At 69.2% G+C, this 25,698-nt stretch carries 17 protein-coding genes and 1 pseudogene; 8 read left to right on the plus strand and 10 right to left on the minus strand.

The window, feature by feature from the left end:
* Positions 1-317: pseudogene (locus VF592_RS01560) on the minus strand (hypothetical protein); the annotation flags it as partial.
* A 185-nt stretch (positions 318-502) separates the two neighbouring features.
* Here VF592_RS01560 and VF592_RS01565 point away from each other — a divergent pair.
* The 4 genes from VF592_RS01565 (at position 503) to VF592_RS01580 (ending at position 8,959) form a co-directional block, all read left to right on the plus strand.
* Positions 503-2,701: a sugar nucleotide-binding protein gene (locus VF592_RS01565; protein ID WP_331003841.1), complete on the plus strand. Its 2,199-nt coding sequence runs from the start codon at positions 503-505 to the stop codon at positions 2,699-2,701.
* Between the two features lie 131 nt (positions 2,702-2,832).
* Positions 2,833-5,874 carry a S8 family peptidase gene (locus tag VF592_RS01570; RefSeq protein ID WP_331003842.1) on the plus strand — a complete coding sequence of 1,014 codons (3,042 nt, stop codon included), beginning with the start codon at positions 2,833-2,835 and terminating at the stop codon, positions 5,872-5,874.
* 109 nt (positions 5,875-5,983) lie between these two features.
* Entirely contained in the window at positions 5,984-8,494 is a 2,511-nt protein-coding gene (locus tag VF592_RS01575) for an ATP-binding protein (RefSeq protein WP_331003843.1), read from the plus strand.
* A gap of 69 nt (positions 8,495-8,563) precedes the next feature.
* Positions 8,564-8,959 (plus strand): response regulator, encoded by a 396-nt coding sequence (locus VF592_RS01580; protein WP_331003844.1) that lies wholly within the window; start codon positions 8,564-8,566, stop codon positions 8,957-8,959.
* An 80-nt stretch (positions 8,960-9,039) separates the two neighbouring features.
* Here VF592_RS01580 and VF592_RS01585 read toward each other — a convergent pair whose 3' ends face one another.
* Genes VF592_RS01585 through VF592_RS01595 form a run of 3 tightly spaced genes read right to left on the minus strand, consistent with a single transcriptional unit; the run spans position 9,040 to position 12,763 of the window.
* Positions 9,040-9,339 (minus strand): hypothetical protein, encoded by a 300-nt coding sequence (locus tag VF592_RS01585; RefSeq protein WP_331003845.1) that lies wholly within the window; start codon positions 9,337-9,339, stop codon positions 9,040-9,042.
* A 26-nt stretch (positions 9,340-9,365) separates the two neighbouring features.
* Entirely contained in the window at positions 9,366-12,221 is a 2,856-nt protein-coding gene (locus tag VF592_RS01590) for a pitrilysin family protein (protein ID WP_331003846.1), read from the minus strand.
* A 20-nt stretch (positions 12,222-12,241) separates the two neighbouring features.
* Complete coding sequence (locus tag VF592_RS01595; protein ID WP_331003847.1) at positions 12,242-12,763, minus strand: hypothetical protein; 522 nt, start codon at positions 12,761-12,763, stop codon at positions 12,242-12,244.
* Positions 12,764-12,848: 85 nt separating this feature from the next.
* Here VF592_RS01595 and clpB point away from each other — a divergent pair, with 85 nt between their 5' ends.
* A complete protein-coding gene (gene clpB, locus VF592_RS01600; RefSeq protein WP_331003848.1) occupies positions 12,849-15,422 on the plus strand; it encodes an ATP-dependent chaperone ClpB in 2,574 nt (857 codons plus the stop codon).
* Position 15,423: 1 nt separating this feature from the next.
* Here the strand turns inward: clpB and VF592_RS01605 are convergent, their stop codons facing one another.
* The 3 genes from VF592_RS01605 to VF592_RS01615 all read right to left on the minus strand — a co-directional run bounded on the left by VF592_RS01605 (position 15,424) and on the right by VF592_RS01615 (position 20,215).
* Complete coding sequence (locus VF592_RS01605; protein WP_331003849.1) at positions 15,424-16,770, minus strand: aspartyl/asparaginyl beta-hydroxylase domain-containing protein; 1,347 nt, start codon at positions 16,768-16,770, stop codon at positions 15,424-15,426.
* A gap of 39 nt (positions 16,771-16,809) precedes the next feature.
* Positions 16,810-17,046 (minus strand): hypothetical protein, encoded by a 237-nt coding sequence (locus tag VF592_RS01610; RefSeq protein ID WP_331003850.1) that lies wholly within the window; start codon positions 17,044-17,046, stop codon positions 16,810-16,812.
* Between the two features lie 127 nt (positions 17,047-17,173).
* The gene (locus VF592_RS01615; RefSeq protein ID WP_331003851.1) at positions 17,174-20,215 is read right to left on the minus strand and encodes a TonB-dependent receptor domain-containing protein; all 3,042 of its coding nucleotides are present in this window, start codon (positions 20,213-20,215) and stop codon (positions 17,174-17,176) included.
* A gap of 329 nt (positions 20,216-20,544) precedes the next feature.
* Here VF592_RS01615 and VF592_RS01620 point away from each other — a divergent pair, with 329 nt between their 5' ends.
* Positions 20,545-20,985: a hypothetical protein gene (locus tag VF592_RS01620; protein ID WP_331003852.1), complete on the plus strand. Its 441-nt coding sequence runs from the start codon at positions 20,545-20,547 to the stop codon at positions 20,983-20,985.
* Here VF592_RS01620 and VF592_RS01625 read toward each other — a convergent pair.
* The 3 genes from VF592_RS01625 to xseA are packed head-to-tail and all read right to left on the minus strand — an operon-like array spanning position 20,982 to position 23,431.
* The gene (locus VF592_RS01625) at positions 20,982-21,821 is read right to left on the minus strand and encodes a M23 family metallopeptidase (RefSeq protein ID WP_331003853.1); all 840 of its coding nucleotides are present in this window, start codon (positions 21,819-21,821) and stop codon (positions 20,982-20,984) included. The two genes, VF592_RS01620 and VF592_RS01625, sit on opposite strands and share 4 nt — an antisense overlap.
* On the minus strand, positions 21,818-22,018 hold the full coding sequence (locus tag VF592_RS01630) for a DUF2093 domain-containing protein (RefSeq protein ID WP_331003854.1): 201 nt from the start codon (positions 22,016-22,018) through the stop codon (positions 21,818-21,820). Before VF592_RS01630 ends, VF592_RS01625 begins: the two co-directional genes overlap by 4 nt.
* Positions 22,019-22,036: 18 nt before the next feature.
* Complete coding sequence (xseA, locus tag VF592_RS01635; RefSeq protein ID WP_349256362.1) at positions 22,037-23,431, minus strand: exodeoxyribonuclease VII large subunit; 1,395 nt, start codon at positions 23,429-23,431, stop codon at positions 22,037-22,039.
* Here xseA and purD point away from each other — a divergent pair.
* Together purD and VF592_RS01645 are read left to right on the plus strand one after the other, a co-directional pair.
* A complete protein-coding gene (purD, locus tag VF592_RS01640) occupies positions 23,430-24,716 on the plus strand; it encodes a phosphoribosylamine--glycine ligase (protein WP_331003855.1) in 1,287 nt (428 codons plus the stop codon). The genes xseA and purD overlap by 2 nt on opposite strands.
* A gap of 85 nt (positions 24,717-24,801) precedes the next feature.
* Positions 24,802-25,455, plus strand: coding sequence for a hypothetical protein (locus tag VF592_RS01645; RefSeq protein WP_331003856.1), 654 nt, complete (start codon positions 24,802-24,804; stop codon positions 25,453-25,455).
* Positions 25,456-25,698: the final 243 nt, after the last annotated feature.

Genomic DNA, 25,698 nt, shown 5'->3' on the forward strand with positions numbered 1-25,698 from the left:
AGCCACGCGTCGAGCAGGTCGCGCAGCTGCTCGCGTTCCCAGCGGCCGGGCGCGACGAGTTCGGGGGTGAGCACGACCACGCCGGTCGCGGCGTCCACCGTCTCGCTGACCCGCGGCTCCGCCAGGCCCGCGACATAGACCGGCTCCTCCCAGAACAGCACCCGGTGGGTCTGGGCGAACCGGCTCATCAGATGCTGGGGCCGCTGGAACACGAAATTCCAGCGCAGGTGCGACAGGCAGAGCAGGGTCGGGCTCCCGCTCGGCACCTGGGCGTTGACCAGATGCGGCTTGGAGGTCTGCGGACCCTGATTTTTCACCGCCTGATTTTTCACTGAGCATGGAACCTTGCTGATGGATGAACAGCTTTAACCGCCGAAAGCGGTTCTCGTTCCATCGGGTTTCCCGCCAAGCGACTGATACATAACGTGGATTAGCCCGGATCGGGACGCGCGCGCCGAAATGGTCGTGAATCCAGACCGTTGGGCTGGGAATGAGGTGGTCGATGCGAGAGATGATCCAAGCGAGCGACATGCCCGAACTGGAAATGTGGGGAGGCGCCGAGTGCACCGTCGCCCGCGTGGGCGACCGCTGGGGCGACCAGTCGCACCTGTCGGGCCACCATGATCGCGACTGCGACCTTCAACGCTTCGCCGATCTCGGTTTCCAGGCGATGCGCTATCCCGTGCTATGGGAACGGATATCGCCCGAGCGGCCGGACCTGTGCGACTGGACCTGGACCGACCGGCGGCTCGGCGCCCTGCGCGATCTCGGCATCCGGCCGATCGCGGGGCTGCTCCATCACGGCAGCGGGCCGCATCATACCAGCCTGCTCGACCCCGATTTCGCGGCCAAGCTGGGCGACTATGCCGGCCGGGTCGCCGAACGCTATCCGTGGATCGCCGACTATACGCCGGTCAATGAACCGCTGACCACCGCCCGCTTTTCCGCGCTCTACGGCCATTGGTATCCGCACCACCGCGACGAGGGGTCGTTCTGGACCGCGCTCGTCAACCAGGTCGACGGTGTCGCGCACGCCATGCGCGCGATCCGCGCGGTGACGCCGGGGGCGCGGCTGATCCAGACCGACGATCTGGGGCGGACCTATGCGACCGCGCCGTTGTTCCACCAGGCTGGGTTCGACAATCTCCGGCGCTGGGCGGGATGGGACCTGCTGTTCGGGCGCGTCGTGCCCGGCCACCCCCTGTGGGATCGGATCGCCGGCTTCGGGCTGGGCGCGCGGCTCGACGCGCTCGCGACCGAACCGTGCCCGCCCGACGTGATCGGGGTAAACCATTACCTCACCAGCGACCGGTTCCTCGACCACCGGCTCCAACGCTACCCCGCCCACACGCACGGCGCCAATTTCGAGCAGCGTTACGCGGATGTCGAGGCGGTGCGCGTGCTGGAGCCCGCACCGGGCGGGCTGGCCGGCGCGCTGCGCGAGGCCTGGGAGCGCTACCGTACCCCGCTCGCGGTGACGGAAGTCCATCTCGGCTGCACACGCGAAGAACAGCTGCGCTGGGTCGGCGAGGCCTGGGATACCGCGCGCGCGCTGCGTACCGAAGGCGTCGACCTGCGCGCGGTCACGAGTTGGGCGGTGCTCGGCAGTTGCGGATGGAACACGCTCCTGACCTCGGACGGGCTGTACGAGCCCGGATTGTTCGACGTGAGCGGCGCGGCACCCCGCCCCACCGCGCTGGCGGATGCGTGGCGGGGCTTGCCCGACGACGCGGAACGCCATCCGGTAGCGCGCGCGCCCGGATGGTGGCGGCGCCCGACGCGACTCCTCTACCCCCCGGTCCGTCGACCCGCCCGGTTCGAGCGGAGCGCACCGGTCCTGCCCAGCATCGCCGCGGCACCGCCGCTCCTGATCTACGGCGCGGGAGGAACGCTCGGCCAGGCTCTTGCGCGACACTGCGACGCGCGCGCGATCGGCCATGTCGTGATCGAACGGTCGGCGACACCGGGCGGAGAATTCGGCGCGGCCCTGGATCGTCACCGGCCATGGGCGGTGATCGACGCGACCGGCTGGACCGAGCCGGAAAAGTTCGAAGATCGGACGGCGACCCGTCGCGGCCTCGTCGTCCACGACGCCGCCGCGCTCGCCCGCGCAGCCGACGAGCGCGGCATCCCGACGCTGCGCTTCTCCAGCGATCTGGTCTTCGGCGCGACCGCGGACCGTCCCCGGCTGGAGAATGATCCGACCATGCCCGACGACGCGATCGGCCATGCCCTCGATGCGGTGGAGCGGATCGTGCGCGCCCTGCCCGGCCGGCACCTGATCGTCCGCACGGGCGAGCCGTTCGATCCGGGGATGGACACCGGGCTGGCGGCCGACATCGCGCGAGCGCTGGGCGCCGGGCGACCTTTCGTCGCGGCGGGCGACGACCAGGTCACCCCGGGCTTCGTGCCCCGCATCGTCGACGCCGCGCTCGACCTCCTGATCGACGGCGCGGACGGGGTCTGGCACCTGACGCATGGCGAGCCGCTGTCCACGGCCGCTCTCGCGCGCGCCGTCGCACGCGCCTGCGGCCTCGACCCGGCGCTGGTCGAGGTTGTTGCCGGCGACGCAGGCCAGCGCCCGCGCGCGGCGCTCGGCACGGCCAAGGGGCTGACGCTGGGCGCGATCGAGGACGCGCTCGGCCACTTCGCCTGGGGCCGCACGCGCCGGATCGAGGCGGGCGAGCGGCGCGCGGCCTGAGCGCTCGGCCCGCCGCCTCCCTTCCGTCGTGGTTGACGACGGGTAACCCCCTCCTTTCGCCTCCCGGTTATCATTTCGGTTCTACCTGAACCGGCTTCGTCAAGTCGGGCGGGGCGAATCAGGGGTGCATCATGCCTTTCAACAACAGACAGCGATTGTTCACGACCAGCGCGCTCGCGCTGTCGTGCGCGCTCGCCGCGCCCGCCTGGGCGCAGACCGCGGGTCCCGAGGATCCCGTGCCGACCAGCGCGCCGGCCGAGGACGAGGTGCGGCTGATCGCCGCCAGTCTCGATGGCCAGAACGGCCGCGGCCATGGCGGCAGCATCCGACCCTTCGGCGGCAACATCAATCCCAATGCGGGCGGCATCCGCGGCTTCGCGGGGCCCATTTCGGGCACGGCGGGCGGTATTCGCGGCTTTCAGGGCGAGATCACCGAGTCGGCGGGTGGTATCCGCGGCTTTGCCGGGACCATTCAGGGGTTCGCGGGGGGCATCCGCGGCTTCCAGCTCGCGGTCAATCCGACCACGGGTTATGACAAGAGCTTCTGGGGAGCGCTGGCGCCCGCGGCCGGCTCGCTGTCCGCCAGCGCGGGCGGCATCCGCGGCTTTGTCGGCGAGTTCGAGGGCATGGCCGGCGGCATCCGCGGCTTTGCCGGGGGCATTCGCGGCTTCTCGGGCGAAATTCTCAGCTTCGAAGCGACCCCCTCCACCTACAAGGACATGCTGACGGCGATCAACGGTCTCGTCGACCTGTCCCGGACGACCTATGGTCCCGCGGTCCAGGCCTATACGGGCACGTCGTTCGAGCTGGGCTTCGCAAACAAGCTGCTCGGCAAATACGGCATCGACCTGAAGAACCCGCGTTCGCTGGTCGGCCTGAACGAGCTCGGCATCGAGCTGTTCCTGATGGACTGGTACGACAACCTCAACAATTATTCGGGCCAGGACCAGGTCGATCACTGGATGAAGGCGGTCAACTGGTCGCCCGCGCTGACGCAAAGCCTGGGGAACGGCGCCGACACCAAGATCGGCATCCTCGACTTCGCCATCACCGGCAGCGAAGCGGGCAACGTCGTCAGTTCCGCGGGGCTGTCCGGCGCGACGGGCATCCACGGCTCGGCGGTATCGAGCCTTATCGTCGCCAAGCATGACGGCCGCGGCGTGATGGGCATCGCGCCCGATGTCAGCGTGATCAGCTACAACCCGTTCGACGCGACCAACACCGCCGGCTGGACCGACATCAAGAACGGCGTGAAGTACCTGCTCGACAACGGGTCGACCGTGGTCAACATGTCGCTGGGCGTGCCCGGTTACGTGCTGCATTCGGGCTGGAACGACACGGTGTTCGCCGACAAGGCGATCAGCGACAAGGCCAGAAAGGCCGTGTTCGTGATCGCGGCGGGGAACGAGGGCAAGGTCCACGACAAGAATTACGAGGTCAATTGGGATTTCGACAAGAACCCCAACATCATCATCGTCGGCTCGGTCGACCCGAACGGGGTGATCTCGCAATTCTCGAACCGGCCGGGCGAGGGCAAGATCAAGAAGTTGGGCGGCAATGATCCGCAGGGCACCGACATGCTGCGCGACCGCTTCATCGTCGCGCCGGGCGAGTTCATGCTGGTGTCCGACGGCGAGGGCGGCGTCACCCGCATGTCGGGCACGTCCTTCGCGGCACCGCTCGTATCGGGCACGATCGCGCTGGTTCACGATCGGTGGCCCTGGCTGTCCGACAACCCCGTCGATACGGTCAACCTGATCCTCAATTCGGCGCGCGACGTCGGCGCGGCGGGCACCGACAACGTCTATGGCCGCGGCATGCTCGACGTGCAGAAGGCGCTGGAACCCGGCAACTTCTTCTCGCTCCAGTGGAAGCGCGTCACCAACGGCGTCACGGCCAGCACCACCGCCACCAGCGTGCTCCAAACGAGCCAGACGACGATCAACACCTGGGAAGCGAACAAGGTGTACTTCACCGTGTTCGAGGATACGGGCGAGTTGAAGGATTCATATCGCGATTTCGCGATCCCGATGTCGTCGAAGCTGCTGGGCCAGACCGTCGGGAATACGGGCGAACAGTTCAACGCCTATCTCCAGGGGCGATTCTGGTCGTGGTTCAACGCGAACCGGCGCAGCTCGACCTCCGGGTTCGCGACCTCCCGCTTCACCGCGCCGATGGGAACCGTCGGTGCGCTGGAAACGACGCTGACCGCCACCCCGCGCGAATGGCGACCGGGGCTGCGCCAGTCCTCGGCGCCTTATGATACGGGGCTGGCTCTCCAGTCGGCCGATCAACGCTTCGCGGTGCGGTTCGGCAGCGGCGAGGGCGCGACGCTCACGGGCCAGCAGGGCTTCGGCCTGCGGTCCGATTACGACCTGGCGACGGGCGGCGCCAATCCGTTCCTGGGGCTCGCCTCGGGTGCGGGCTATGCCGCGGTCGACATGAAGATCGGCGACCGGGTGACCGTGTCGACCGGCATGACGCGCCAGAACGCGGTCATGGATCTGGACCGGATGGGCGCGCAGGAGCGTCATATCCTGGGCGGCATCGATCCCTATCGTGCCACCGCCAGCACCATGACGCTGGCGTATCGCGCCACGGGCCGGCTCACCGCCAATATCGGCTACACGATGTTGAGCGAGGATACCGGGCTGCTCGGCATCCGCTCGCTCGACCGGAACGACCTGAGGAGCGGGTCGACGACCGACGCGGCGACCTTCGGGGCGGACTATGCCGTGGCGGACGGTCTGTCGCTGGCGCTGACGGGCACGGTGGGTCGCACCCGTGCCGGCGAGACGGGATCGCAGGGCATCGCCGTCGCGAGCGGCGGGCTGGTCAGCAGCGCCTGGCAGGTCGCGGTCGCGAAGGTCGGGCTGTTCGACGATCAGGACCGCGTCCGTCTGACCCTGGCCCAGCCGCTCCATATCGAGCGCGGCCGGATCGGCATCACCGGCGTGGAGGTGATCGATCGGCAGACCGGGGAACTGGGCGACGTGACCCAGTTCGCGGATGTGGAACGCGGGCAGCGCCGCTTCGTGGCGGAGGCGCTGTACGGCCGTTCGGTCGCGAACGGCACCGCGCAGGTGAACCTGTTCGGCCGCGCCGACCTGCGCGCCGACGACCGGACGCAGCCGTCGCTGACGATGGGTGGAAGCTTCCGCATCGGCTTCTGATCGCACCGACGCACAAAAAATGAGGCCGTCGCCGGGTAAACCGGCGGCGGCCTTTTTCGGTCGTTAACAGGTGCGGGCTTAGGGTGGCCGCCGAATCGGGAGGATGTCGATGCGCGCGGGCCGTCTGCTGTTGTTGGCCGCCCCGGCCCTGGCGCTGGCGTCGGTGCCCCTGCCCGTGCGCGCCGCGCCCGCCGCGACCTTCGCCGAGTTCGACGCGGCGATCGACCGAACCAAAGAGGCGATGATGCGCGATCCGCAGGCCGCGCTGGCCTCCGCCCGCGCGGCGGTCGCAATGGCGAGGCGTCTGCCGGGTGACCCCCGCGCACGCGTCGACGCCGTCACCGCCGAGTGGCTGCACGGCGAGGCGCTGATCCACATGAACGACCTGACCGGCGCCGAACCCATCGTCGCCGCCGCGCTCGTCCGGGCGGAGCAGGTCGCGCGGAACACGAAGCTTCACGGCGACCTCCTGCGCGCGCACGGCGCCATCATGGCCATGACGGGCAAGGTCACGCCCGCGCTGCGCGAATATCAAAGGGCGCACGACGTGTTCCAGCGCGCGGGTCAGGCGCGCAGCCGCGCGCTGGTCCTTCAGGACATCGGGCTGATCTATCTCGACGCGCGCGATTACGATCGCACCCTGTCCTATTATCAGCAGGCCGCCGACGCCTTCACCGGCGACGCGACGATCACGCTGACCATCTACAACAACCGCGCGGAGGTCTACCGCAAGCAGAAGCGCTATGCCGAAGCTGCCGAGTCGTACCGCCTGGCGCTGGTCCAGGCCCAGAAGCTGGCGAGCCCGATGCTTCTTACCCGCATCTGGACGAATCTGGCCGCCTCGGAAGCCGAAGCGGGACGGCTGGTATCGGCGGGCAAGGCCGTCGACCGGGCGATGGCGTTGGTGGGGCATGGCGAGGCGGCGGGCTGGCGACCCTTTGTGTTCGGTGCCGCCGCCATGGTCGCGGAGCGTCAAGGCGACCTGAAACGCGCGTCGACGCTCCTGTCCCGCGCCTTCGAGGGCGTCGACATCGAGAAAAGCGACATGCTGTTCCGCGACTATCACCTGACCGCATCGCAGGTGTACGAGGCGCTGGGCGACGTTGAAGCGGCATTGCGTCACGCGAAGGCGTATCAGCGTCTCGAATCGGAAGCGAACCAGCTCACCGCCTCCGCCGCGTCGCAGCTCATGGCCGCCCGCTTCGACTTCACGAACCAGAATCTCCAGATCTCGAAACTGAAGCAGGACCAGCTCGCTCGCGACGTGGCGGCCGAGCGCGACAAGACCCGCACCCGCACCCTTATGTTCAGCGCGCTCCTCGCCGCGGCCGCCATCATCTTCAGCGTGCTCCTGTTCGGCTATTTCGCGCTGCGGCGCAGCCGCGACGCGGTGGCGGCGGCGAACACCTCGCTGACCGACGTCAACGGGGCCCTGGAAAAGGCGCTCAAGGCCAAGACCGAGTTCCTCGCGACCACCAGCCACGAAATCCGCACGCCCCTGAACGGCATTCTGGGCATGACCCAGGTGCTGCTCGCCGACCGGGGTATCGGCCCGGCGGTGCGCGAGCGGATCGAGGTCGTCCACGGCGCGGGCGAGACGATGAAGGCGCTGGTCGACGACATTCTCGACGTGGCCAAGATGGAGTCGGGCGAGCTGACCGTCGCCGCCGAGCCGACCGACCTGGTCGCGATCCTGGACGATGCGGCGCGGCTGTGGAGCGGGCAGGCCCAGGCCAAGGGGCTCGAACTGGTCCTCGACATCGACCATGCCCCGCGCCGGATCGTATCGGACGGCGGCCGGCTGCGCCAGATCGTCTTCAATCTCATGTCGAACGCCTTGAAATTCACCAGCGTGGGGCGCGTCACGCTGATCGCCGGGGCCGGATCGGCGGAGGACGAGAGCGAGGTGCTGGCGATCCGCGTGGTCGACACCGGCATCGGCATCCCGCTCGACCAGCAGGCGGCGATCTTCGAGGCGTTCAAACAGGTCGATGGCGGCACCACGCGCCAATATGGCGGCACCGGCCTCGGGCTCGCCATTTGCAAGCGTCTGGCGATCGCGATGGGCGGGGACATCACCGTTTCCAGCGTCATCGGCCAGGGAACGAGCTTCGACGTCCTGCTGCCGCTCGTCCGCGCGCAAGCGGAAAGAGTCGCCGCGCACGAGCCCGAACAGGACATGACGCTGGCGACCGCGCGGATGCTCGTGCTCGACCGCAACCCCCTCAACCAGGGTGTGATGCGCGTGCTGCTCGGCGCAGAGGCGGGACATGTCGCGGTCGCGGATACCGCGGCCGAGGTGATCGCCGTGTTGGCGGAACCCGATCCACCCACGCACCTCCTGCTCGACGCCGCATCGATCGCGGGCGAGAAGGGCGAGCTGATCGCCACGCTGCGCGACCTGGCGCGCGCGTCGCGCGACGCGGGCGCGCGGTGCAGCCTGCTGCTGGCGCCCGCCGTTGCCGGGATCAGCATCGCCGAGGCGATGACGGTCGGCGCGTCGCAATTGATCGTCAAGCCGATCGGCGCGGCCGCGCTGATGGAGGCGCTGAGATCGCTGTACGGCGACGAACCCGACATGCTGGTCGCCCCCGAGCTGTTCGGCGCGCGCGCGGCGTGAGAATCGGTAACGCGTCGTTTACCGGTAAAAGGCTAGGGGTTTCTTACAAGAATCGAAGGGCCTAAGTGCATGCAAGTCCTGTTCGTTGAAGACGATGCGATGAACCGCCGGGTGGTCAAGGACATGCTGAGTGTCGTCGGCGCCGATATGTCGGAGGCCGCCGACGCCGAGACCGGGCTGCAGATGATCGACGACGGGCATTATTCGATCGTGCTGATGGACCTGCGCATGCCTGGAATGGACGGTCTGACCGCGATCCGCCACCTGCGCGCGCGCACCGACGCCAAGGCGCAGCTGCCGGTGATCGTCGTCACCGCCGACACCGCGTTGGACCTGCGCGAGCGTTGCATCGCGCAAGGGGCGGATGACGTGATCCTGAAACCCGTGGCGATGGGCAAGCTGCTGAAAGCCATGAGCGCGATGCTCGCCAAGGCGGCCGGCGCCAATGCGGTGGTGCTGAGCTAACCGCTTCACCAGGCGGCCAAACAGGAACGGCCCGCCCTCCACGCGGAGAGCGGGCCGTTTTCATGTCCGACGATCGCGGATCAGGCCGTGCGCGTCCCCGACAGCGGAAAGCTGCCAAACGCGCCCGCACCCACCGTGCCGATGATCGCGGTGTCGGACACGGTGGCTTGGCAGTCGAGCGTCATCGGCATGGGCACGGTCATCTGCTGCTTCCAGCTGATCTGCTCGCCCCGCACCTCGCCCGACACCTCGCTGGCACCCATCGCGCCCGACACCGTACCAGTGAACGAGTCGCCGTCGCCCTTGACCGTCAGCGTCATCTTCTGGTCGCCCAGCGGCGACTTCACCGTGCAGTCGTACGTACCGTCAACGCCAGCCATGTCTTCCTCCGTCAAATATCAGCAGCTCAGTTCGCCGCAGCCGTCCGGGCGGGCGGGGTCGCGCCCCCGGCGACCGCCGCCGCGGGAATCACCTCAACCGGGAGTCCCAGGCTGTCAAGCTGCGGCCGGACGACCTTGGCGTCGCCGACCACGACCCAGACCAGCCGGTCGGGTACGATCACCCGCCGGATCGCCCCGTCGAGCTGGTCGCGCGTCATGGCCCGGTAACGCTGGGTGATGCGCGCGTAATAATCGTCGGGACGCTTGTAGAGGTCGTTGCTCTGCATCGCCCCGAGCACCGCCCCCGACGTCTCGAAATTGCCCGACAGCGACCGTACCGCGCCCGTGATCGCCCGGTCGAACTCGACCTGGGTCAAGGGCTTGGTGGTCACGAACTCGGCCACGTCGACCTTGAGCGATGCGATCGACGGCCCCGTCTTGTCGGCCTGGACCGGCGCGGAGACGACATAGGGCGCCGCATATTCCGCCTGGGCGAACGAACCGCGCGCGCCATAGGACCAGCCACGCGTCTCGCGCAGGTCGGTGTTGATGCGGCTGAGGAAGCTGCCGCCCAGCGCGTCGTTGGCGGTCTGCACCGCCAGCAGGTCGTCCGTGCCCTTGAGCGGGGTCGGCAACGCCGCCAGGATCAGCGATTGCGGGCTGTCGGGCCGGTCTATCAGCACGATCTTCGGCGCGGAGGGCTGGCCGGCGGCGAAGTTCTTGCTGCCGGCCGTTCCGGTCGCGCGCCAGTCGCCGAAACGCCGGTCGAGCGCGGGAAGCACCTCCTCCAGCGGGCGGTCGCTCGTCACGAACAGCTTGGCCTTGTCGGGGCGCAGCCATGCGTCGCGGAACGCGACCAGGTCGGCGCGGGTCAGCGCCGCCACCGCGCGCGGATCACCGCCGCCCTGCGCCTTGGCATAGGGGCTGGCAGGGCCATGGATCAACGGCGGCAGGACGCGGCCGGCCAGCCCCTGCGGGCTGGTCAGCTCCTGCGCGATTCCGGCGAGCTGCTGCTGCTTGACGCGCTGCACCTCCGCCTCGGCGAAGGCGGGGTTGCGCGCCACGTCGGCGAACAGGTCGAGCGCGGGCTGGAGGTTGGCGCTCGGCACCTCGAGCGACAGGGTGGTGCGGTCGTTCGACGCCCCCGCGCCGATATCGGCACCCAGCCGCTCCTTGGCCTCGGCCAGGCGGATCGAGTCGAGCGTCGTCGTGCCCTCGTCCATGACCGCCAGCGTCAGCGCCTGGGTGCCCAGCTTGCCGGGCACATCGGCCGCGACGCCCGCATCGAAGCTGAGCACCGCCTGAGTGATCGGCACCGCGGTGCGCTGCGCATAGACGACCTCGATGCCGTTCTTCAGCCGCGCGCGGCGGACCGCCGGAAAGCTGAGCCCCGCGACATCGCCGACGGCGGGCAGCGGCCCGCGCGTTCCCTGAAAGGGCGTGTCGGGCGCCTTGGCGACGGGCTTGGCCGCGGGCGCGGCGGCGTCCTGATAGGCCTCGCGCGCGCCGGGCACGATCGCAAAGGCGTAGACCGGCCGCGTCAGCCAACGGTTCATCGCCGCCCGGACCGTTTCGGGCGTCTGGCGGCCGAGCGCCTGGAGCCGCTTCTTGTAGAAGCCCGGATCGTTCGAATAAAGCGCGCCCTCCGCCAGCGCGACCGCCTTGCCGCCGAAGCCGCCGACCGATTCCAGCCCCGCCACGCGGTTGGCGACGACGCCCGTGACGTACCGGTTCACCTCGTCGGCGGTCGGCCCGGTCCTGACGAAATCGGCGACCACCGCGTCGAGCCGCCGTTCGAGCAGCGCCTGGTCCACCCCCGGCCGCGCAACGGCCGTGACGGAGAACGCCCCCACCTCGGCGAAGGCGCGATTGCCCGCGCTCACCTGCACGGCCAGCTTGTCCTGGCGCACCAGCGCATTGTCGAGCCGCGACGAGCTGAGCCCGCCCAGCACGCCGCCCGCGACCTCGAGCGCGGCGGCATCATCGTCGTTCAGCCCCGGCACCGACCAGCTGCGCGTGACCAGCGGCGCGGCCACCCGGTCGCGCATCGTCTCGTTGACGGGCGCGGGCAGCGCTGCGATCGGCGCGGGCCGCTTGACGCTGGCCCGCCCGCGCGGGATCGCGCCGAAATATTTCTGCACCTTGGTCCGCGCGGTCGCGAGGTCGACATCGCCCGCCAGCACCAGCACAGCGTTGTTGGGTGCGTAATTGTCGCGGAACCAGTTCTTCACGTCATCCAGCGATGCCGCGTCGAGATCGGCCATCGAACCGATGGTGGTGTGGTTGTACGGGTGGCCGACGGGAAACAGCCCGCCCGGCAGCTTGTAGCGGAGCAGGCCGTAAGGCTGGTTGTCGCCCTGGCGCTTTTCGTTCTGGACGACGCCGCGCTGCTCGTCGAGCTTGGCTTGCGTGATCGCGCCCAGCAGATAGCCCATGCGGTCCGATTCGAGAAACAGCGCGCGGTCGAGCGCGGCGGTCGGCACGGTCTCGAAATAATTGGTCCGGTCATAGCTCGTCGTGCCGTTGTAATCGGTCGCGCCGACATTCTTCAGCGGCTCGAAGAACTCGCCCGGCGCATTCTCCGATCCGTTGAACATCAGATGCTCGAACAGATGCGCGAAGCCCGTCTTGCCCGCCGGCTCGTGCTTGGACCCGACGTCGTACCACACCGACACCGCGACCACGGGCGCCTTGCGATCGGTGTGGACGATCACGCGCAGCCCGTTGGCGAGCGTGAACTGCTGATAGGGGATGTCGACCGAGCGGACGAGCTGCGACACCGGCGCGGCGGCGCTGGCGGCGGCGGGCGCGGTCTGCGCAGCCACAGGCGAGACGAGCAGGGACAACGCGACGCCGGTCAGCGCCAAGGTCTTCGACTTCATGGATTTTCGCCCTCTCCGGTTTATCTGGACGAGTTATACGAGTGTATTGGCGCGCTGCAACGCCCTTGATGACGCGGCAGGCCGACCTTGCCCTGGCGCGGCCGCACGACCTCGACCGGCGGCGGATCGAGGCGGCCGAAATGCTCGCGGAGGTAATCCGCCGCCTTGTTCAGCGCCGTACCGGGACGATCGGGAGCGGGGCGGCGGTGATAGCGCCAGCTATTGCCCGCACGCATGACCCGGCAAGGCAAGCGCATCTGGCCGCCCCCGCCTGTCGAACTTCCAATACCAGCCGCGCAGGAGACCGACCGCCCCCGGTCGTGCGGCGGCTCGTCATGGCCCAGGTCCACTCGACCCAGTCCCGCGCCCCGGGGCAGCCGGCGATATCGCTCCACCATGCGCAACCGGTCCGCCCCGGCATGGCGAAGCGCGAAATCGCTCCTGGCGCCGCGCATCGCCGGCGGGCCCTGCACCGCGCGCCGGACGGTGCGCGGTACCGGCAGCACGAACGGCCCCCATCTTACCGCCAGGGGAACGATCACGGCATCCCGTGTCGATCGTCGAAGTCTTACCCTTGTGTTGCCCAAAGAGCACACTACCTGATCCGCAAGAACAACAGGGACAGACATGAACCTCGAGAAATTCACCGATCGCGCCAAGGGCTTTCTCCAGTCGGCGCAGACCGTCGCAATCCGCATGAACCATCAGCGGATTTCGCCGGAGCACATCCTGAAGGCGCTGCTCGAGGACGAGCAGGGCATGGCCGCCGGGCTGATCGGCGCAGGTGGCGGGGACGCCAGGCGCGCGGTCGCGGAGACCGACGCGGCGCTGGCCCGGGTGCCCGCGGTCAGCGGATCGGGCGCGCAAGCGACGCCCGGGCTCGACAATGACGCGGTGCGCGTGCTCGACCAGGCGGAGCAGGTCGCGCAGAAGGCGGGCGACAGCTATGTCACCGTGGAGCGGATGCTGCTCGCGCTCGCGCTGTCGACGACCAGCGCCGCCGGCAAGGCGCTGGCCGCCGCCGGGGTCCGGGCCGAGGCGATCAACGCCGCGATCGAGCAGCTGCGCGGCGGGCGCACCGCCGACACGCAGAGCGCCGAGGACCGGTACGACGCGCTCAAGAAATTCGCGCGCGACCTGACGCAGGCGGCGCGGGACGGCAAGCTCGACCCCGTGATCGGCCGCGACGAGGAGATCCGCCGCACCATCCAGATCCTCGCCCGCCGCACCAAGAACAACCCGGCGCTGATCGGCGAGCCCGGCGTCGGCAAGACCGCGATCGCCGAGGGGCTGGCGCTGCGCATCGCCAATGGCGACGTGCCCGATACCCTGAAAGGGCGCCGGCTCATGTCGCTCGACCTGGGCGCGCTGATCGCGGGTGCGAAGTATCGCGGCGAGTTCGAGGAACGGCTGAAAGGCGTGCTCGACGAGGTCAAGGCGGCCGAGGGCGACATCGTCCTGTTCATCGACGAGATGCACCAGCTGATCGGCGCCGGTAAATCGGAAGGTGCGATGGACGCGGGCAATCTGCTGAAACCCGCCCTCGCGCGCGGCGAGCTCCACTGCGTCGGCGCGACCACGCTCGACGAATATCGCAAGCATGTGGAAAAGGACCCCGCGCTCCAGCGGCGTTTCCAGCCGGTGTTCGTGGGCGAGCCGACGGTCGAGGACACCGTGTCGATCCTGCGCGGGCTCAAGGAGAAGTACGAACTCCACCACGGGGTGCGCATCACCGATGGCGCGATCGTGGCGGCCGCGACCCTGTCCAACCGCTACATCACCGACCGCTTCCTGCCCGACAAAGCGATCGACCTGATGGACGAGGCGGCATCGCGCATCCGCATGGAGGTGGAGTCCAAGCCCGAGGAGATCGAGGCGCTCGACCGCCGCATCCTGCGCCTCAAGATCGAGCGCGAGGCGCTGCGCCGCGAGTCCGACGCCGCCTCGCAGGACCGGCTGGCGACGCTCGAGCGCGACCTGGCCGGGCTGGAGGAGCAATCGGCGGCGCTCACGACCCGCTGGCAGGGCGAAAAGGACAAGATCGGCGCCGAGGCCAAGCTCAAGGAACAGCTCGACGCGGCGCGCATCGCGCTCGACCAGGCGCAGCGCACCGGCGACCTCGCCCGCGCGGGCGAGCTGTCATACGGCACCATCCCCCAGCTCGAACGCCAGCTCGCCGAGGCGGCGGGCGCGACCGAGGGCGCGATGCTGCGCGAGGAGGTCACCGCCGACGACATCGCGGGCGTGGTCAGCCGCTGGACGGGCGTCCCCGTCGAGCGGATGCTGGCGGGCGAGCGCGACAAGCTTCTCAAGATGGAGGAGACGATCGGCAAGCGTGTCATCGGCCAGGCCCATGCCGTCCACGCCGTCTCCACCGCCGTCCGCCGCGCGCGCGCCGGGCTCCAGGACCCGAACCGGCCCTTGGGAAGCTTTCTGTTCCTCGGCCCGACGGGCGTCGGTAAGACCGAGCTGACCAAGGCGCTCGCCGAATTCCTGTTCGACGACCCCTCGGCGATGGTGCGCATCGACATGAGCGAGTTCATGGAGAAGCACGCCGTCGCCCGGCTGATCGGCGCCCCGCCGGGCTATGTCGGTTACGAGGAAGGCGGCGTCCTGACCGAGGCCGTGCGCCGCCGCCCCTATCAGGTGATCCTGTTCGACGAGGTCGAGAAGGCGCATGGCGACGTGTTCAACGTGCTGCTCCAGGTGCTCGACGACGGGCGGCTGACCGACGGCCAGGGCCGCACGGTGGACTTCACCAACACGCTCATCATCCTGACCTCGAACCTGGGCTCGCAATATCTGACGGCGCTCGGCGAGGGCGAGGACGTGGAAAGCGTCGAGCCGCAGGTGATGGAGGTGGTCCGCGGGCATTTCCGCCCCGAATTCCTCAATCGCCTCGACGAGGTGATCCTGTTCCACCGCCTGGGCCAGGCGCATATGGCGCCGATCGTCGACATCCAGGTGGCGCGCGTCGGCCGGCTGCTGGCCGACCGCAAGATCACGCTCGACCTCACCGACGCCGCGCGCGCCTGGCTGGGCCGGGTCGGCTACGACCCGGTATACGGCGCCCGCCCGCTCAAGCGCGCGGTCCAGCGGCATCTGCAGGACCCGCTGGCGGATCTGATCCTGCGCGGTGCGGTCAAGGACGGCGCCACGGTGCGGGTGGACGAGGGCGAGGGGCGGTTGGCGCTGGGGTAAGCTACCCGGCCACGGCCCCCATCGTCGCTGGCACGTCCTCAATGGTTGCCAGCGCGCGGAACAATCCACGCAGCATGTCACGTTCGGCCGCGGAAAGATGCGGATTCCACACGTCGAGGATCAACACCGCGCGGATCGCATCCGACTCGTTCCACGCTTCATGTTCGATCGTGTCGTCGAACGCAAACGCCTCGCCCTCGACCCAGTGGCGCGTCTCGCCCCCTACGCGAAAACCGCACCCGGGCGGCACGATCAGCGGCAGGTGGACGATGGCGCGAATATTGCTAACTCCCGTATGGGCGGGCAGCCGCGCACCAGGCTTGAGCACCGAAAAAAAGGCGGTCGGCCCCTTGCCCGGCATGTCGGCGAGCGGCGCGCGGGCGAGTGCGGCCGCAGTCTCTGGACAGCGGTCGCAGACATCGGCCTGCCGTTCGCCATATTGCCACAAATAACGCGCGCTCCACGCGTCAGACCGGTCGAGCGGGGTCCATTTGTCTACCGGTGACCCCGGCATCAGATCAACATAGGGGGCGAACCCGCTATCGGGTGCGGCGAGCAACGCTTTCAGCTCGCGCCGGATCACGGGCGCGGCGGCCTCCAGCTCGCCCAACCAAGGGAAATGCGCGCGATCGAAGAACTCGTCGGCTGGCAGGAACGGGAAATGCAGGCCGTGGGGCTCGTTTCGATAGACCCGCCGTCGCCCGAGCATCGCATCCACACAAGCGTCGAAACGCCGACGCCCCGCCGCGTCGATACCCTCGCGCAGTAACGATAGGCGGTCGTCCACCTCGCGACCGAAACGGGCCGCTCGCTCGGTCACGCGTGCCCGCGCGTGCATAAGCAACTGGTCGAGCCCGGGCGGGCGCTCCGGCATCGCCTCAGCCACCGCGACGACGCCGCTCCAACGGAACAGTGCGGCGCTGTCCTCCCCCGATCGCTCGTGCAACTCGGCCAGGCGGACATTGGCCATCAGATGCCGCTGGTCGGTCGCTAGCGCCCCTTCCAGTGCCGCGCGCTCCCCGGCATCGTCGCGCAGATTGCGGCGGGCCGTCGCCAGGTTCATCCACAAAGGTGCGATCGACGGCGCAGCGAGCGTGGCCCGCGCGAACAACTGCTCGGCCTCGGCGTGATCGCCCCGGCTCAGCGCCTGCATCCCGACCGCATTCAGGGCCTCGGGATGGTCGGGCGCCCGTAGCAGGACGGCTCGGAGCGCGCTGGCCATGGCGACCGCGTCGCCCCTGGCTCCTGCTTCACCCGCGACCCGGAGCAGCCGCACGATCTCGGGGTCGGCGACCCCTCCCGTCGACACGGTCACGCCGTCACCGGCGCGGATGCCGATGTCGGGCACCCAGCATCGTCCCGAGCCCGGCGCCGGCCGCGAGGTGAATTACCGAACGCCCGTTGTCAGCCCCGGGCGCATGCTGCGCCCAAGTTCCTGCGCGTCGTCGGCCACCCGCTGCCATTGGCGGCGCGTAAGGCAGACCTTTTTGGTGCGCACGAACGATCCCGTCGCGGCGCTCCGCTTGCATACGACCTTCTCGCCGTCGGCAGCAGCCATTTGGGCCGAAGGCGCGGGGGCGGGAGGAGCAGCCTGAGCGGCCAAGGCGATCAGAAGCAAGATCATGACATAGCTTTCGACGAACAAGTCCGGAGTTGAAAATGCCGCAACACGGCGCGCAGCGCAAGCCCGATGAAAAAGGGGGCGGACATCGCTGCCCGCCCCCGATCTACGCGTCCAAGTTCAGCAACGCCTAGAACTTCATGCGGGCGCTGACCGCGAACCGACGACCCAGCGAGTCGTAGGTCGACGGATAGATATTTCCGCTGTTGAAATCGGTCGTACCCACGGTCGCACCGACGATCTTCGGCTGATTGTCGAGCAGGTTGATGGCCGTGGCGGTCACGTCGAAATTATCCGTCAGCTCGAACCGCGCGGAAAGGTCGAAATAATGCTCCGCGCCGATCCGCAGAAACTCGTCGTTGACGACGAAGCTCTGGTTCACGACACCTGCCGCGTTCGTCGCTGCTGCGACATCATCGGCATACTGGATCGGCTCGTACTGAACGTCGTCGATGAAACGCCACAGCAGCGAGATGTCAACGCCGTCGAACCGGAGCGTGGTACGCTGGTTGAACGCGAACTCCGGTTGGATCGAACCGCAGTTGATGCTGTAGAAGCTGACGCACTCGCGATTGACCGACAACGGGCTGTTGACGTTCGAGTTGAAGCGGTTCGAGTTCGTCCAAGTGCCCTGGAAGTTGAGCACCAGCCCGGCATTGCCGAAATCACGCTGATAATTGACGTTCAGATCGATGCCGTCCGTCGCAATCCGACCCAGGTTGGACAAGGGCTGCGGATAGCCATCGGCCGTTCCGTTAAGCGTGCCGTCGAGCGGGTCGCGCGAGATCGCGGTGCAGGCCGGATTGGCGGCGGCGCCCGCGGGCGGTGCGGCCGGGTTCTGACCGAAGCAGGCGATGATCGCATCGCCGACCGTCTGGCTGGAAATCGCGTCTTTCACCTTGATGTTGAAGTAATCGACCGTGACCGCGAGGCCGGGGACGAACGTCGGCTGGAACACGCCGCCGATCGTGTAGGTGGTCGCCTTTTCCACGTCCAGGTTCGGATTGCCCCCGCCCGTCACGTTGACCTGGCCCGCCGAGGGCTGGTCGATCGTGCCGATCAGGCCGGCAGCCGAAGCCGCCGTGCCGCCACCCGCGATGATCTGCGCGACGCAGACATCACGCAGGGCCGCGCTGCCGTTGGGCGCCGCGCCCGCGCAGGGGTCGGTGCCGTTATCCAGACCGGTCACCAGCGGCGCGAACAGCTCACCGATGTTCGGCGAGCGGGTTGCGCGCTGATAATTGCCGCGGAACTTCAGGCTGTCGAAGGGCTCCCAGCTGCCGCCGGCCTTGTAGGTGAAGGCACCGCCGGCCGTGGAATATTTCGAGTAGCGGGCGCCGAGCTCGAGCGTCAGGCTCTTGAAGAACGGCCGGTCCTCGATCAGCGGAACGAGCAACTCGCCAAAGCCCTCATATACGTCATACTCGCCGCGCACGTCGGGCGAAGCCGCGCCATTGCCGAGCACCTCGTTGGGAGTCTGTGTCAGCGCGTCGGAGATGACCGCGGCGGTGTAGCGGCGATACTCGGCGCCGACCGCGATATTGACCCCCTGCGTGGCGAACGGGCTGGTGACCCCGAAGTCGCCTTCGACGAAGCCCCGCGCCGTCGACAGGGTGGTGCGCGTCGTCGTGCTGTTGGTCACCCCGAGCAGGAAGCCGAGCTGATCCGGCGTGATCGAACCGGCCTCACCGAACAGATTGATCGGCACGCAGGCGTTGGTCGAATCGATGCAGGTCGTGGTGGTGGTCGCGTTGGCGGCCTGGCGCAGGCGCGTCAGCGTGCCGTTGCCCGACTGGCGCTGCGTGTTCTCGCTCTCGCCATAGCTGCCGAATACGTCGAAGCGGAAGCTGTCGGTGATGTCGCCGCGCGCACCCATGCGATAGTTGAACAACGTGGTCTGGTATTCGGCCAGACGCGGTCCCGCCTCGACGAAGCGACGCGACGCGTTGGTGGTGAAGGTACGGAAATTGGGGCTGGTCGGATCGGTCGCCGCCGCAAACGCATCACATTGTGCAGCTGTGGGGGTCTGACGGCCAGCAGTTGCCAGATCGGCATCGACACCCGCGGTGCAAAACTGGTTGCGCGCGCCCGCCGGGAGGTACGGATTGCTGAGCGGGATCGTCAGCGAGTTGCCGAACGTGCCCGACGACGCGATCACGGTCGAAACGGAATTCCGGGAGAAGATGCCCTGATTGTAGACTTCGATGCCGTCGGCGACCTCGAACCGGGCCGCGCCATACATGTTGAACCGCTCGAACGGAGTCTGGAAGATGTTCTGCGGGTTGAAGTTGAACAGCTGGAACGTCGGCACCAGCGCTCCCGTTGCCGGATTGATCTGGAGCGTACCCGAACCGGGAACCGAGAAGCGGCCGGGAACGGCGGTGCCCGACCCTCCGCCGACGACGCCGGTGAACGAGTCGATGTTATTGCGGGAGAAGTCGCGATCACCCTGGAAGACGGGGTCCGACTCCTGATAGCCGATCGAGAACACCGCGTTGCCGCGATCGTCGGCGAAGTTGCCGCCGACGGTCAGGTCGAAGCGGAACTGGTTGCCGTCGCCGACCTCGGTGATCTGCTGGTTCGCCGAGATCTCGACGCCCGAAAAATCCTGGCGGGTGATGAAGTTGACGACGCCCGACACCGCATCGGCACCATAGGTCGTCGACGCGCCGCCGGTCAGGATGTCCGTACGCTCCACCAGCGCCAGCGGAATGTTGTTGAGGTCGGTCGCGCCGGCCAGACCGGCGGGGACGATACGCGTGCCGTCGAGCAGCACGAGGTTGCGGTTGAACCCGAGACCACGAAGATCGACGAAGGAGGAGCCACCATTGCCGTTATTGACTGCGGAGCCGATCGACGGGACGATACCCGGCAGCTCACGCAGGAAGTTTTCCGCGACGTTGGCCTGACGGAGCAGGATCTCTTCCTGGCCGATCGACGCGACCGGGCTCGACTGCTCGAGATTGGGATTGCGGATCAGCGAGCCGGTGACGACGATGTCCGCGCCCTCTTCGCCGATGTCGACCGAGTCGGGCGTGGTCACTCCCTGGGCGTTCTGGTCCTGCGGGCTGCCCGGAGGAGCGTCCTGCGCGAAAGCGGGACTCGCCAGCGCGACGGACGCACCGACCAAGAGACTGGAGGCGAGAAGCTGCCGACGGAAAGTTCGCGTCATGTGTAAAACCCCTTTGATGATCTGGACGTGCCGGGATCAAAATAGACCGCGCGGAGCTTTGGAGCTCCGTCGCTTGACGGCGGGTCATAGCGAAGGCCTTCGCGGTCGCACAATGCATACCCGCGATGTGCTCGCGTTTATCAGAGTGCTGTAGTAATTTAGTCACACGGAATTGGCAGCCGCCTTCTGTTGCCCGAGTTGGTCCGCCGAGTTAAGGTATTCCGAAGGTGGGGGAGCCAAGCATGAAGAGAGTTGCAGCGGGATTGGCCTTGGTCGTCGCAGGCGCTGCGGCTGCGCAATCCTCGCCTCGGGCTGCCGACCTACCCGGGGTGGTCAAAGCAGTGGGTGACTGCCGCAACATAGTGGAGTCCTCTGCGCGGCTATCATGCTTCGACGCGGCGGCCGCCGGCCTCGATGCCGCGGTTCGGTCGCGGGAGGTCACGGTGCTCGACCGCGAAAGCGTTCGCAAGACCAGACGGTCGCTGTTCGGCTTCGCGCTGCCGCGGATCGAACTGTTCGGCGGGCGTGAGGGCGACGATCGCGACGAGGCCGAATTCACCGAGATCAACACCACCGTGCGCCGCGTCATTCCGGTCGGCTATGGCAAATACGACCTAGTGCTGGAAGACGGCGCACGCTGGTCCACCACCGAAGCGCTGGGGCTGCCCCCGCGGGATGGGGTCGCCATCCGCATCCGCAAGGCATCGCTTGGTTCGTACTTCTTGAGCATAGGCAGGCAGCGGACGGTGCGCGGAAAACGGGTCGGCTAGAGCATCGCCCCGGCGACGGGCAGCGGATCGACGCGCGCGTCGCGCCAGCGTAGCCCCCAGTGGAGGTGCGGCCCCGTCGCACGGCCCGTTGCTCCGACCGCGCCGATCCGCTGCCCCGCAACGACGCGCTCGCCTTCCTCCACGTCGATGCGCGACAGGTGCAGAAATGCGCTGCTCAATCCCGCGCCGTGATCGACGATCAGCAGATTACCTTCCAGCGTGAACGGCCGGGCCGGGTCTGCCGCCAGCACCACGACCCCGTCCGCGGGAGCCAGCACCGGGAATCCCGTGGGCAGCGCGATGTCCACACCCGAGTGGAACGAGCCCGGCACCCCGCGATAGACACGTTGCGCCCCGAACAGCCCAGACACCCGCCCTTGCGCGGGCCGGCGCAGGGCCCCTCGCCAGCCCGTTGCCCCCGTCTCGACCGCGCGGGCGGCGGCGATGCGGGCCAGCTCGGCCGGGCGGAGCCTGTCGAGCGCGGCGGTGGTCCGGCCCGCGCGAAGGGGCGCGTCGACCCGCTCGATCCGCCAGGCGCGCGGCGCGACCGCGAGCGGGTGGCACAGCTCCCGTCCGTCGGCCAGTACCGCCACCAGTTCGGCCACGGGGCCCGCGTCGCGGTCGAACCCGACCAGGAAGCGCCCATTCTCCAGGGTCACCGGCACGTCCGGGGCGTCGGGGATGCGGAGCACAACCGACACCGCGCCGGCCGGCGCCTCGCCAGTCATCAGTGCGCCCTGGGTCGGCACCCCGATGAGATGAAAGCTCTGCGTCGGCGACTGCGCGAGAACCGGCGCGAACCACGCTGCGAGCGCCAGCGCCAGCGCCATCCTCATCGCGGCGCGAGCGCCTCGCTCGCCAGGGCGGCCGTGGCATAGGCCTGCTGCCCCGCCACGCTCCAATAGCGCAGGTCGGTCAGCGGCACCCGCGCGCCCGACACCGCGCACAGCACATGATCGCCGGGCGCCAGCACGCGAAAGCCGTTGGCCATGTAGTGAAGCCGGGCGGGACGGTCGGTGTTGGACATCAGCATATCGGGCGTTCCAGGCGATCAGAGCAGCGAGGGCTGGTCGGGCTTGGGAGGAGAATAGGGCCGACCGCCCCCGCGCTCAAGACGGCCCCCGATCTGCTGCCCGACCTGCGCGTCCACATCGCCGTCGTGGAAGTGGAGCGTCACCGCCCCGGCCGCCCGCGCCGCCGCCACGTCGGTCAGCGTCCCGCCGCCGCGCGCGGTGACCCGGGCATAGCCGCGCTCCAGCACCCGGTGCGGGTTGAGCGAGCCGATCAGCCGCCATGTCGCGTCCAGCTGGGCGCGCTTGCCCTCCAGCCGCCGCTCCAGCACCGCCGGGCGCAGCGCGCCGCCGGCCTCCGTCAGCACGCCGCGCGCCCGCGCCACCCGCCGCTCCAACCCCCGATCGAGCCGCGCGCCCAGATCGTCGGCGCGCTGGCGCTGCGGCCCGAGCAGCGCGTCGCGTTTGGGCATGACGCGCGCCAGCGCCTCCAGTCGCTCGCGCCCGCGATCGACATAGCGCCGCGCGCAGCGTTCGATGCGCGTGCCCTGGCCCGCGATGGTCAGCCGCAGGTCGGCGAGCACCGGCACCGCGATCTCGGCCGCCGCGGTCGGGGTCGGCGCGCGCAGGTCGGCGGCATGGTCGCACAGGGTCGTGTCGGTCTCGTGCCCGACCGCCGAGACGACCGGGATGCGGCATTCGGCGACCGCGCGGACGACGACCTCCTCGTTGAAGGTCCACAAATCCTCGATCGATCCCCCGCCCCGCGCCACGATCAGCAGGTCGGGGCGCGGCACCGGGCCGCCTTGCGCGATCGCGTCGAACCCGCGCACCGCCGCCGCCACCTCGGCCGCCGATCCCTCGCCCTGGACCTTGACCGGCCAGACGATCACATGCGTCGGGCAGCGATCCTCCAGCCGGTGGAGGATGTCGCGGATCACCGCGCCCGTGGGCGAGGTCACGACACCGATCACGCGCGGCAGATAGGGGAGCGCGCGCTTGGCGGCGCGGTCGAACAGCCCCTCGCCCGCCAGCTTCAGGCGCAATTTGTCGAGCAGCGCCATCAGCGCGCCCGCCCCCGCCAGCTCCAGCCGTTCGATGATGATCTGATATTTGGAGCGCCCCGGATAGGTGGTCAGCCGCCCCGTCGCGATCACCTCGATACCATCCTGAGGCTGGAAGGCGATCTGCGACGCCTGGCCCTTCCAGATCACCCCGTCGATCACGGCGCTCTCGTCCTTGAGCGCCAGATAGGCATGGCCCGACGCGACGCGCTTATAGCCGCTGATCTCGCCGCGCAGCCGCACATGGCCGAACTCGCCCTCGACGACGCGCTTCAGCCTGCCGGCCAGCTCGCCCACGCTCATCGCCGGCGCGTTGTCGCCGGGCATGGGCTCGGCTACGAGCCGGTGCGCATCGGAATGGGGGAAAGCCATGAACGTCCTGCTCTTGGGATCGGGGGGCCGCGAGCACGCGCTCGCCTGGAAGCTGGCCCGGTCTCCCGGACTCACTAGGCTCTACGCCGCGCCAGGCAACCCCGGCATTGCGGGCCACGCCACGCTGGTGCGGGTCGACCCGGCCGATCACGCCGCGGTGATCGCGTTCGCGCGCGGGCACGATATCGGGCTGGTCGTGATCGGCCCCGAAGCCCCGCTGGTCGACGGCCTCGCGGACAGCCTGCGCGCGGCGGGCGTGCCCGTGTTCGGGCCGGACAAGGCGGCGGCCCGGCTCGAGGGCTCGAAGGGCTTCACCAAGGACCTGTGCGCCCGCGCCGGCATTCCGACGGCCGGTTACCTCCGCGTCCGTTCGCGCGCGGAGGCGGACGCGGCGCTCGCCGCCACCTTCGCGCTCCCCGTCGTCCTCAAGGCCGACGGGCTGGCGGCGGGCAAGGGCGTGACGATCGCCTACAGCCCCGCCGAGGCAGCCGATGCGCTGGACGCGTTGTTCGACGGGCCAGGCTTCGAAGCGACGGGGGAGGCGGTGATCGAGGAGTTCCTCGACGGCGAGGAGGCGAGCCTGTTCGTCCTGACCGACGGCACCGCGATCATGCCCTTCGGCTCCGCGCAGGATCACAAGCGCGTCGGCGAGGGCGATATCGGCCCCAATACCGGCGGCATGGGCGCGTACAGCCCCGCGCGCGTCCTCACCCCCGACCTCGAGGCGCGCGCGATCGCCGAGATCGTCGAGCCCACACTGGCGGCGATGCGCGAAGCGGGAACCCCCTTTTCGGGCGTGCTCTATGCCGGGCTGATGCTGACCGCGACCGGCCCCAAGCTGATCGAGTATAATGCCCGCTTCGGCGATCCCGAGGCGCAGGTGATCCTGCCGCGCTTCGACGGCGACCTGCTCCCCGTGATGCTCGCGACCGCCGAAGGTCGGCTCGGCGAACTGGCGCCGGCCCGTTTCGTCCCCGACACCGCGCTCACGATCGTGGTCGCCGCCCATGGCTATCCCGCGGCGCCGCGCACCGGCGGCCGGATCGACGGGATCCGCGACGCAGAGGCGACGGGCGCGCTCGTCTTCCAGGCGGGGACGAGGCGGGACGGCCAGACGCTGGTCGCGTCGGGGGGGCGGGTCCTCGCCGTCACCGCCCTGGCGCCGAGCGTCGCGGGGGCCCAGGCCGCCGCCAATCATGCGGTCGACGCGATCGCGCTTCCCGGCGGGTTCCACCGCCGCGACATCGGCTGGCGCGAGGTCGCGCGCGAGCGGGCCGGGGGATGAACGCGCACGCGCAACCGCCCGCTGGATCGCGGGTTGTTGCGGCGCAGGGACACGCGCTCTAGGCGCGCTGTCGAGAGGAACCATCATGGCCATCACCCCGCCCGGCGCCGGCACGTTCACCGCCCTTCATTTCGCCATTCTCGCGCTGCTGATCCTCGCCACGCTCGCGGTCATCGCCGCCGGCGTCCGCCGCTCGCGCGTCCGCCGCGCCGCCGAACGGCGCGTGGAGGCCGAGGCGGTGGAGGCGGGCGTTCCGGACGGGCCCGTGGCGTCCGCGCCGGTAATGCCCCGCGCGGAGGCGCCTGCGCTCGACCGGCCAAGTCTCGACCGCGCCCCGCCCCCTCCCCTCGCCGACCATCGTCCAGTCGCCGTGGCGCCGCGCGACGCCGAGCCCGATCACCGTCCGCAGGCCGAGGAGCGGATCGCGGTGGCCGCGCCGGCCGATGCCGGCCCGGCGGCGATCGCCGAACCCGCTCCCGCGTCGGAAAGCATGTCGCCGGCCGATGGTCCGGTGACGCAGCTCAAGGGGCTCGGGCCCAAGGTGGCGGCGCGGCTGGCGGAGCTGGGGCTGCACTCGGTCGGCCAGATCGCCGCGCTCGACGCGGACCGAGCGGCGGCGGTGGACGCGCAGCTCGGGCCGTTCGCGGGGAGGCTGCACCGGGATCGGTGGGTGGAGCAGGCCAGGTTCTTGGCAGCGGGCGACAGAGCCGGCTTTGAGGCGGTGTTCGGCCGGCTGTGACGGAGCCGACCTGCCAAGAACCTGGCCGGCCGGCGCGGCCCATGGCCGCGTCCGACGACACGGGATTTACTCCCGTGTCGGCCCTCCGGCGCCGAGAAGGAGGACAGAAGAAACAAGAAACGCGGGAGTAAATCCCGCGTCGTCGGCCGCGGCTGGGAACCGCGCCGGCCGGATGGGCGGCGTGGTAGGGAGCTTGTTATGGGCGTCAGGCTTCCACGCTGACTAAGAGTTTATCGATCCGCC

It is taken from the genome of Sphingomonas sp. (assembly GCF_036388435.1).
Taxonomy (GTDB): domain Bacteria; phylum Pseudomonadota; class Alphaproteobacteria; order Sphingomonadales; family Sphingomonadaceae; genus Sphingomonas.

Excerpts from the sequence above, each read along its gene's own strand:
- VF592_RS01565 (WP_331003841.1), top strand. The coding sequence starts at position 503 with ATGCGAGAGATGATCCAAGCGAGCGACATGCCCGAACTGGAAATGTGG.
- VF592_RS01570 (WP_331003842.1), top strand. The coding sequence starts at position 2,833 with ATGCCTTTCAACAACAGACAGCGATTGTTCACGACCAGCGCGCTCGCG.
- VF592_RS01575 (WP_331003843.1), top strand. The coding sequence starts at position 5,984 with ATGCGCGCGGGCCGTCTGCTGTTGTTGGCCGCCCCGGCCCTGGCGCTG.
- VF592_RS01580 (WP_331003844.1), top strand. The coding sequence starts at position 8,564 with ATGCAAGTCCTGTTCGTTGAAGACGATGCGATGAACCGCCGGGTGGTC.
- VF592_RS01585 (WP_331003845.1), bottom strand. The coding sequence starts at position 9,339 with ATGGCTGGCGTTGACGGTACGTACGACTGCACGGTGAAGTCGCCGCTG.
- VF592_RS01590 (WP_331003846.1), bottom strand. The coding sequence starts at position 12,221 with ATGAAGTCGAAGACCTTGGCGCTGACCGGCGTCGCGTTGTCCCTGCTC.
- clpB (WP_331003848.1), top strand. The coding sequence starts at position 12,849 with ATGAACCTCGAGAAATTCACCGATCGCGCCAAGGGCTTTCTCCAGTCG.
- VF592_RS01610 (WP_331003850.1), bottom strand. The coding sequence starts at position 17,046 with ATGATCTTGCTTCTGATCGCCTTGGCCGCTCAGGCTGCTCCTCCCGCC.
- VF592_RS01615 (WP_331003851.1), bottom strand. The coding sequence starts at position 20,215 with ATGACGCGAACTTTCCGTCGGCAGCTTCTCGCCTCCAGTCTCTTGGTC.
- VF592_RS01625 (WP_331003853.1), bottom strand. The coding sequence starts at position 21,821 with ATGAGGATGGCGCTGGCGCTGGCGCTCGCAGCGTGGTTCGCGCCGGTT.
- VF592_RS01630 (WP_331003854.1), bottom strand. The coding sequence starts at position 22,018 with ATGCTGATGTCCAACACCGACCGTCCCGCCCGGCTTCACTACATGGCC.
- purD (WP_331003855.1), top strand. The coding sequence starts at position 23,430 with ATGAACGTCCTGCTCTTGGGATCGGGGGGCCGCGAGCACGCGCTCGCC.
- xseA (WP_349256362.1), bottom strand. The coding sequence starts at position 23,431 with ATGGCTTTCCCCCATTCCGATGCGCACCGGCTCGTAGCCGAGCCCATG.
- VF592_RS01645 (WP_331003856.1), top strand. The coding sequence starts at position 24,802 with ATGGCCATCACCCCGCCCGGCGCCGGCACGTTCACCGCCCTTCATTTC.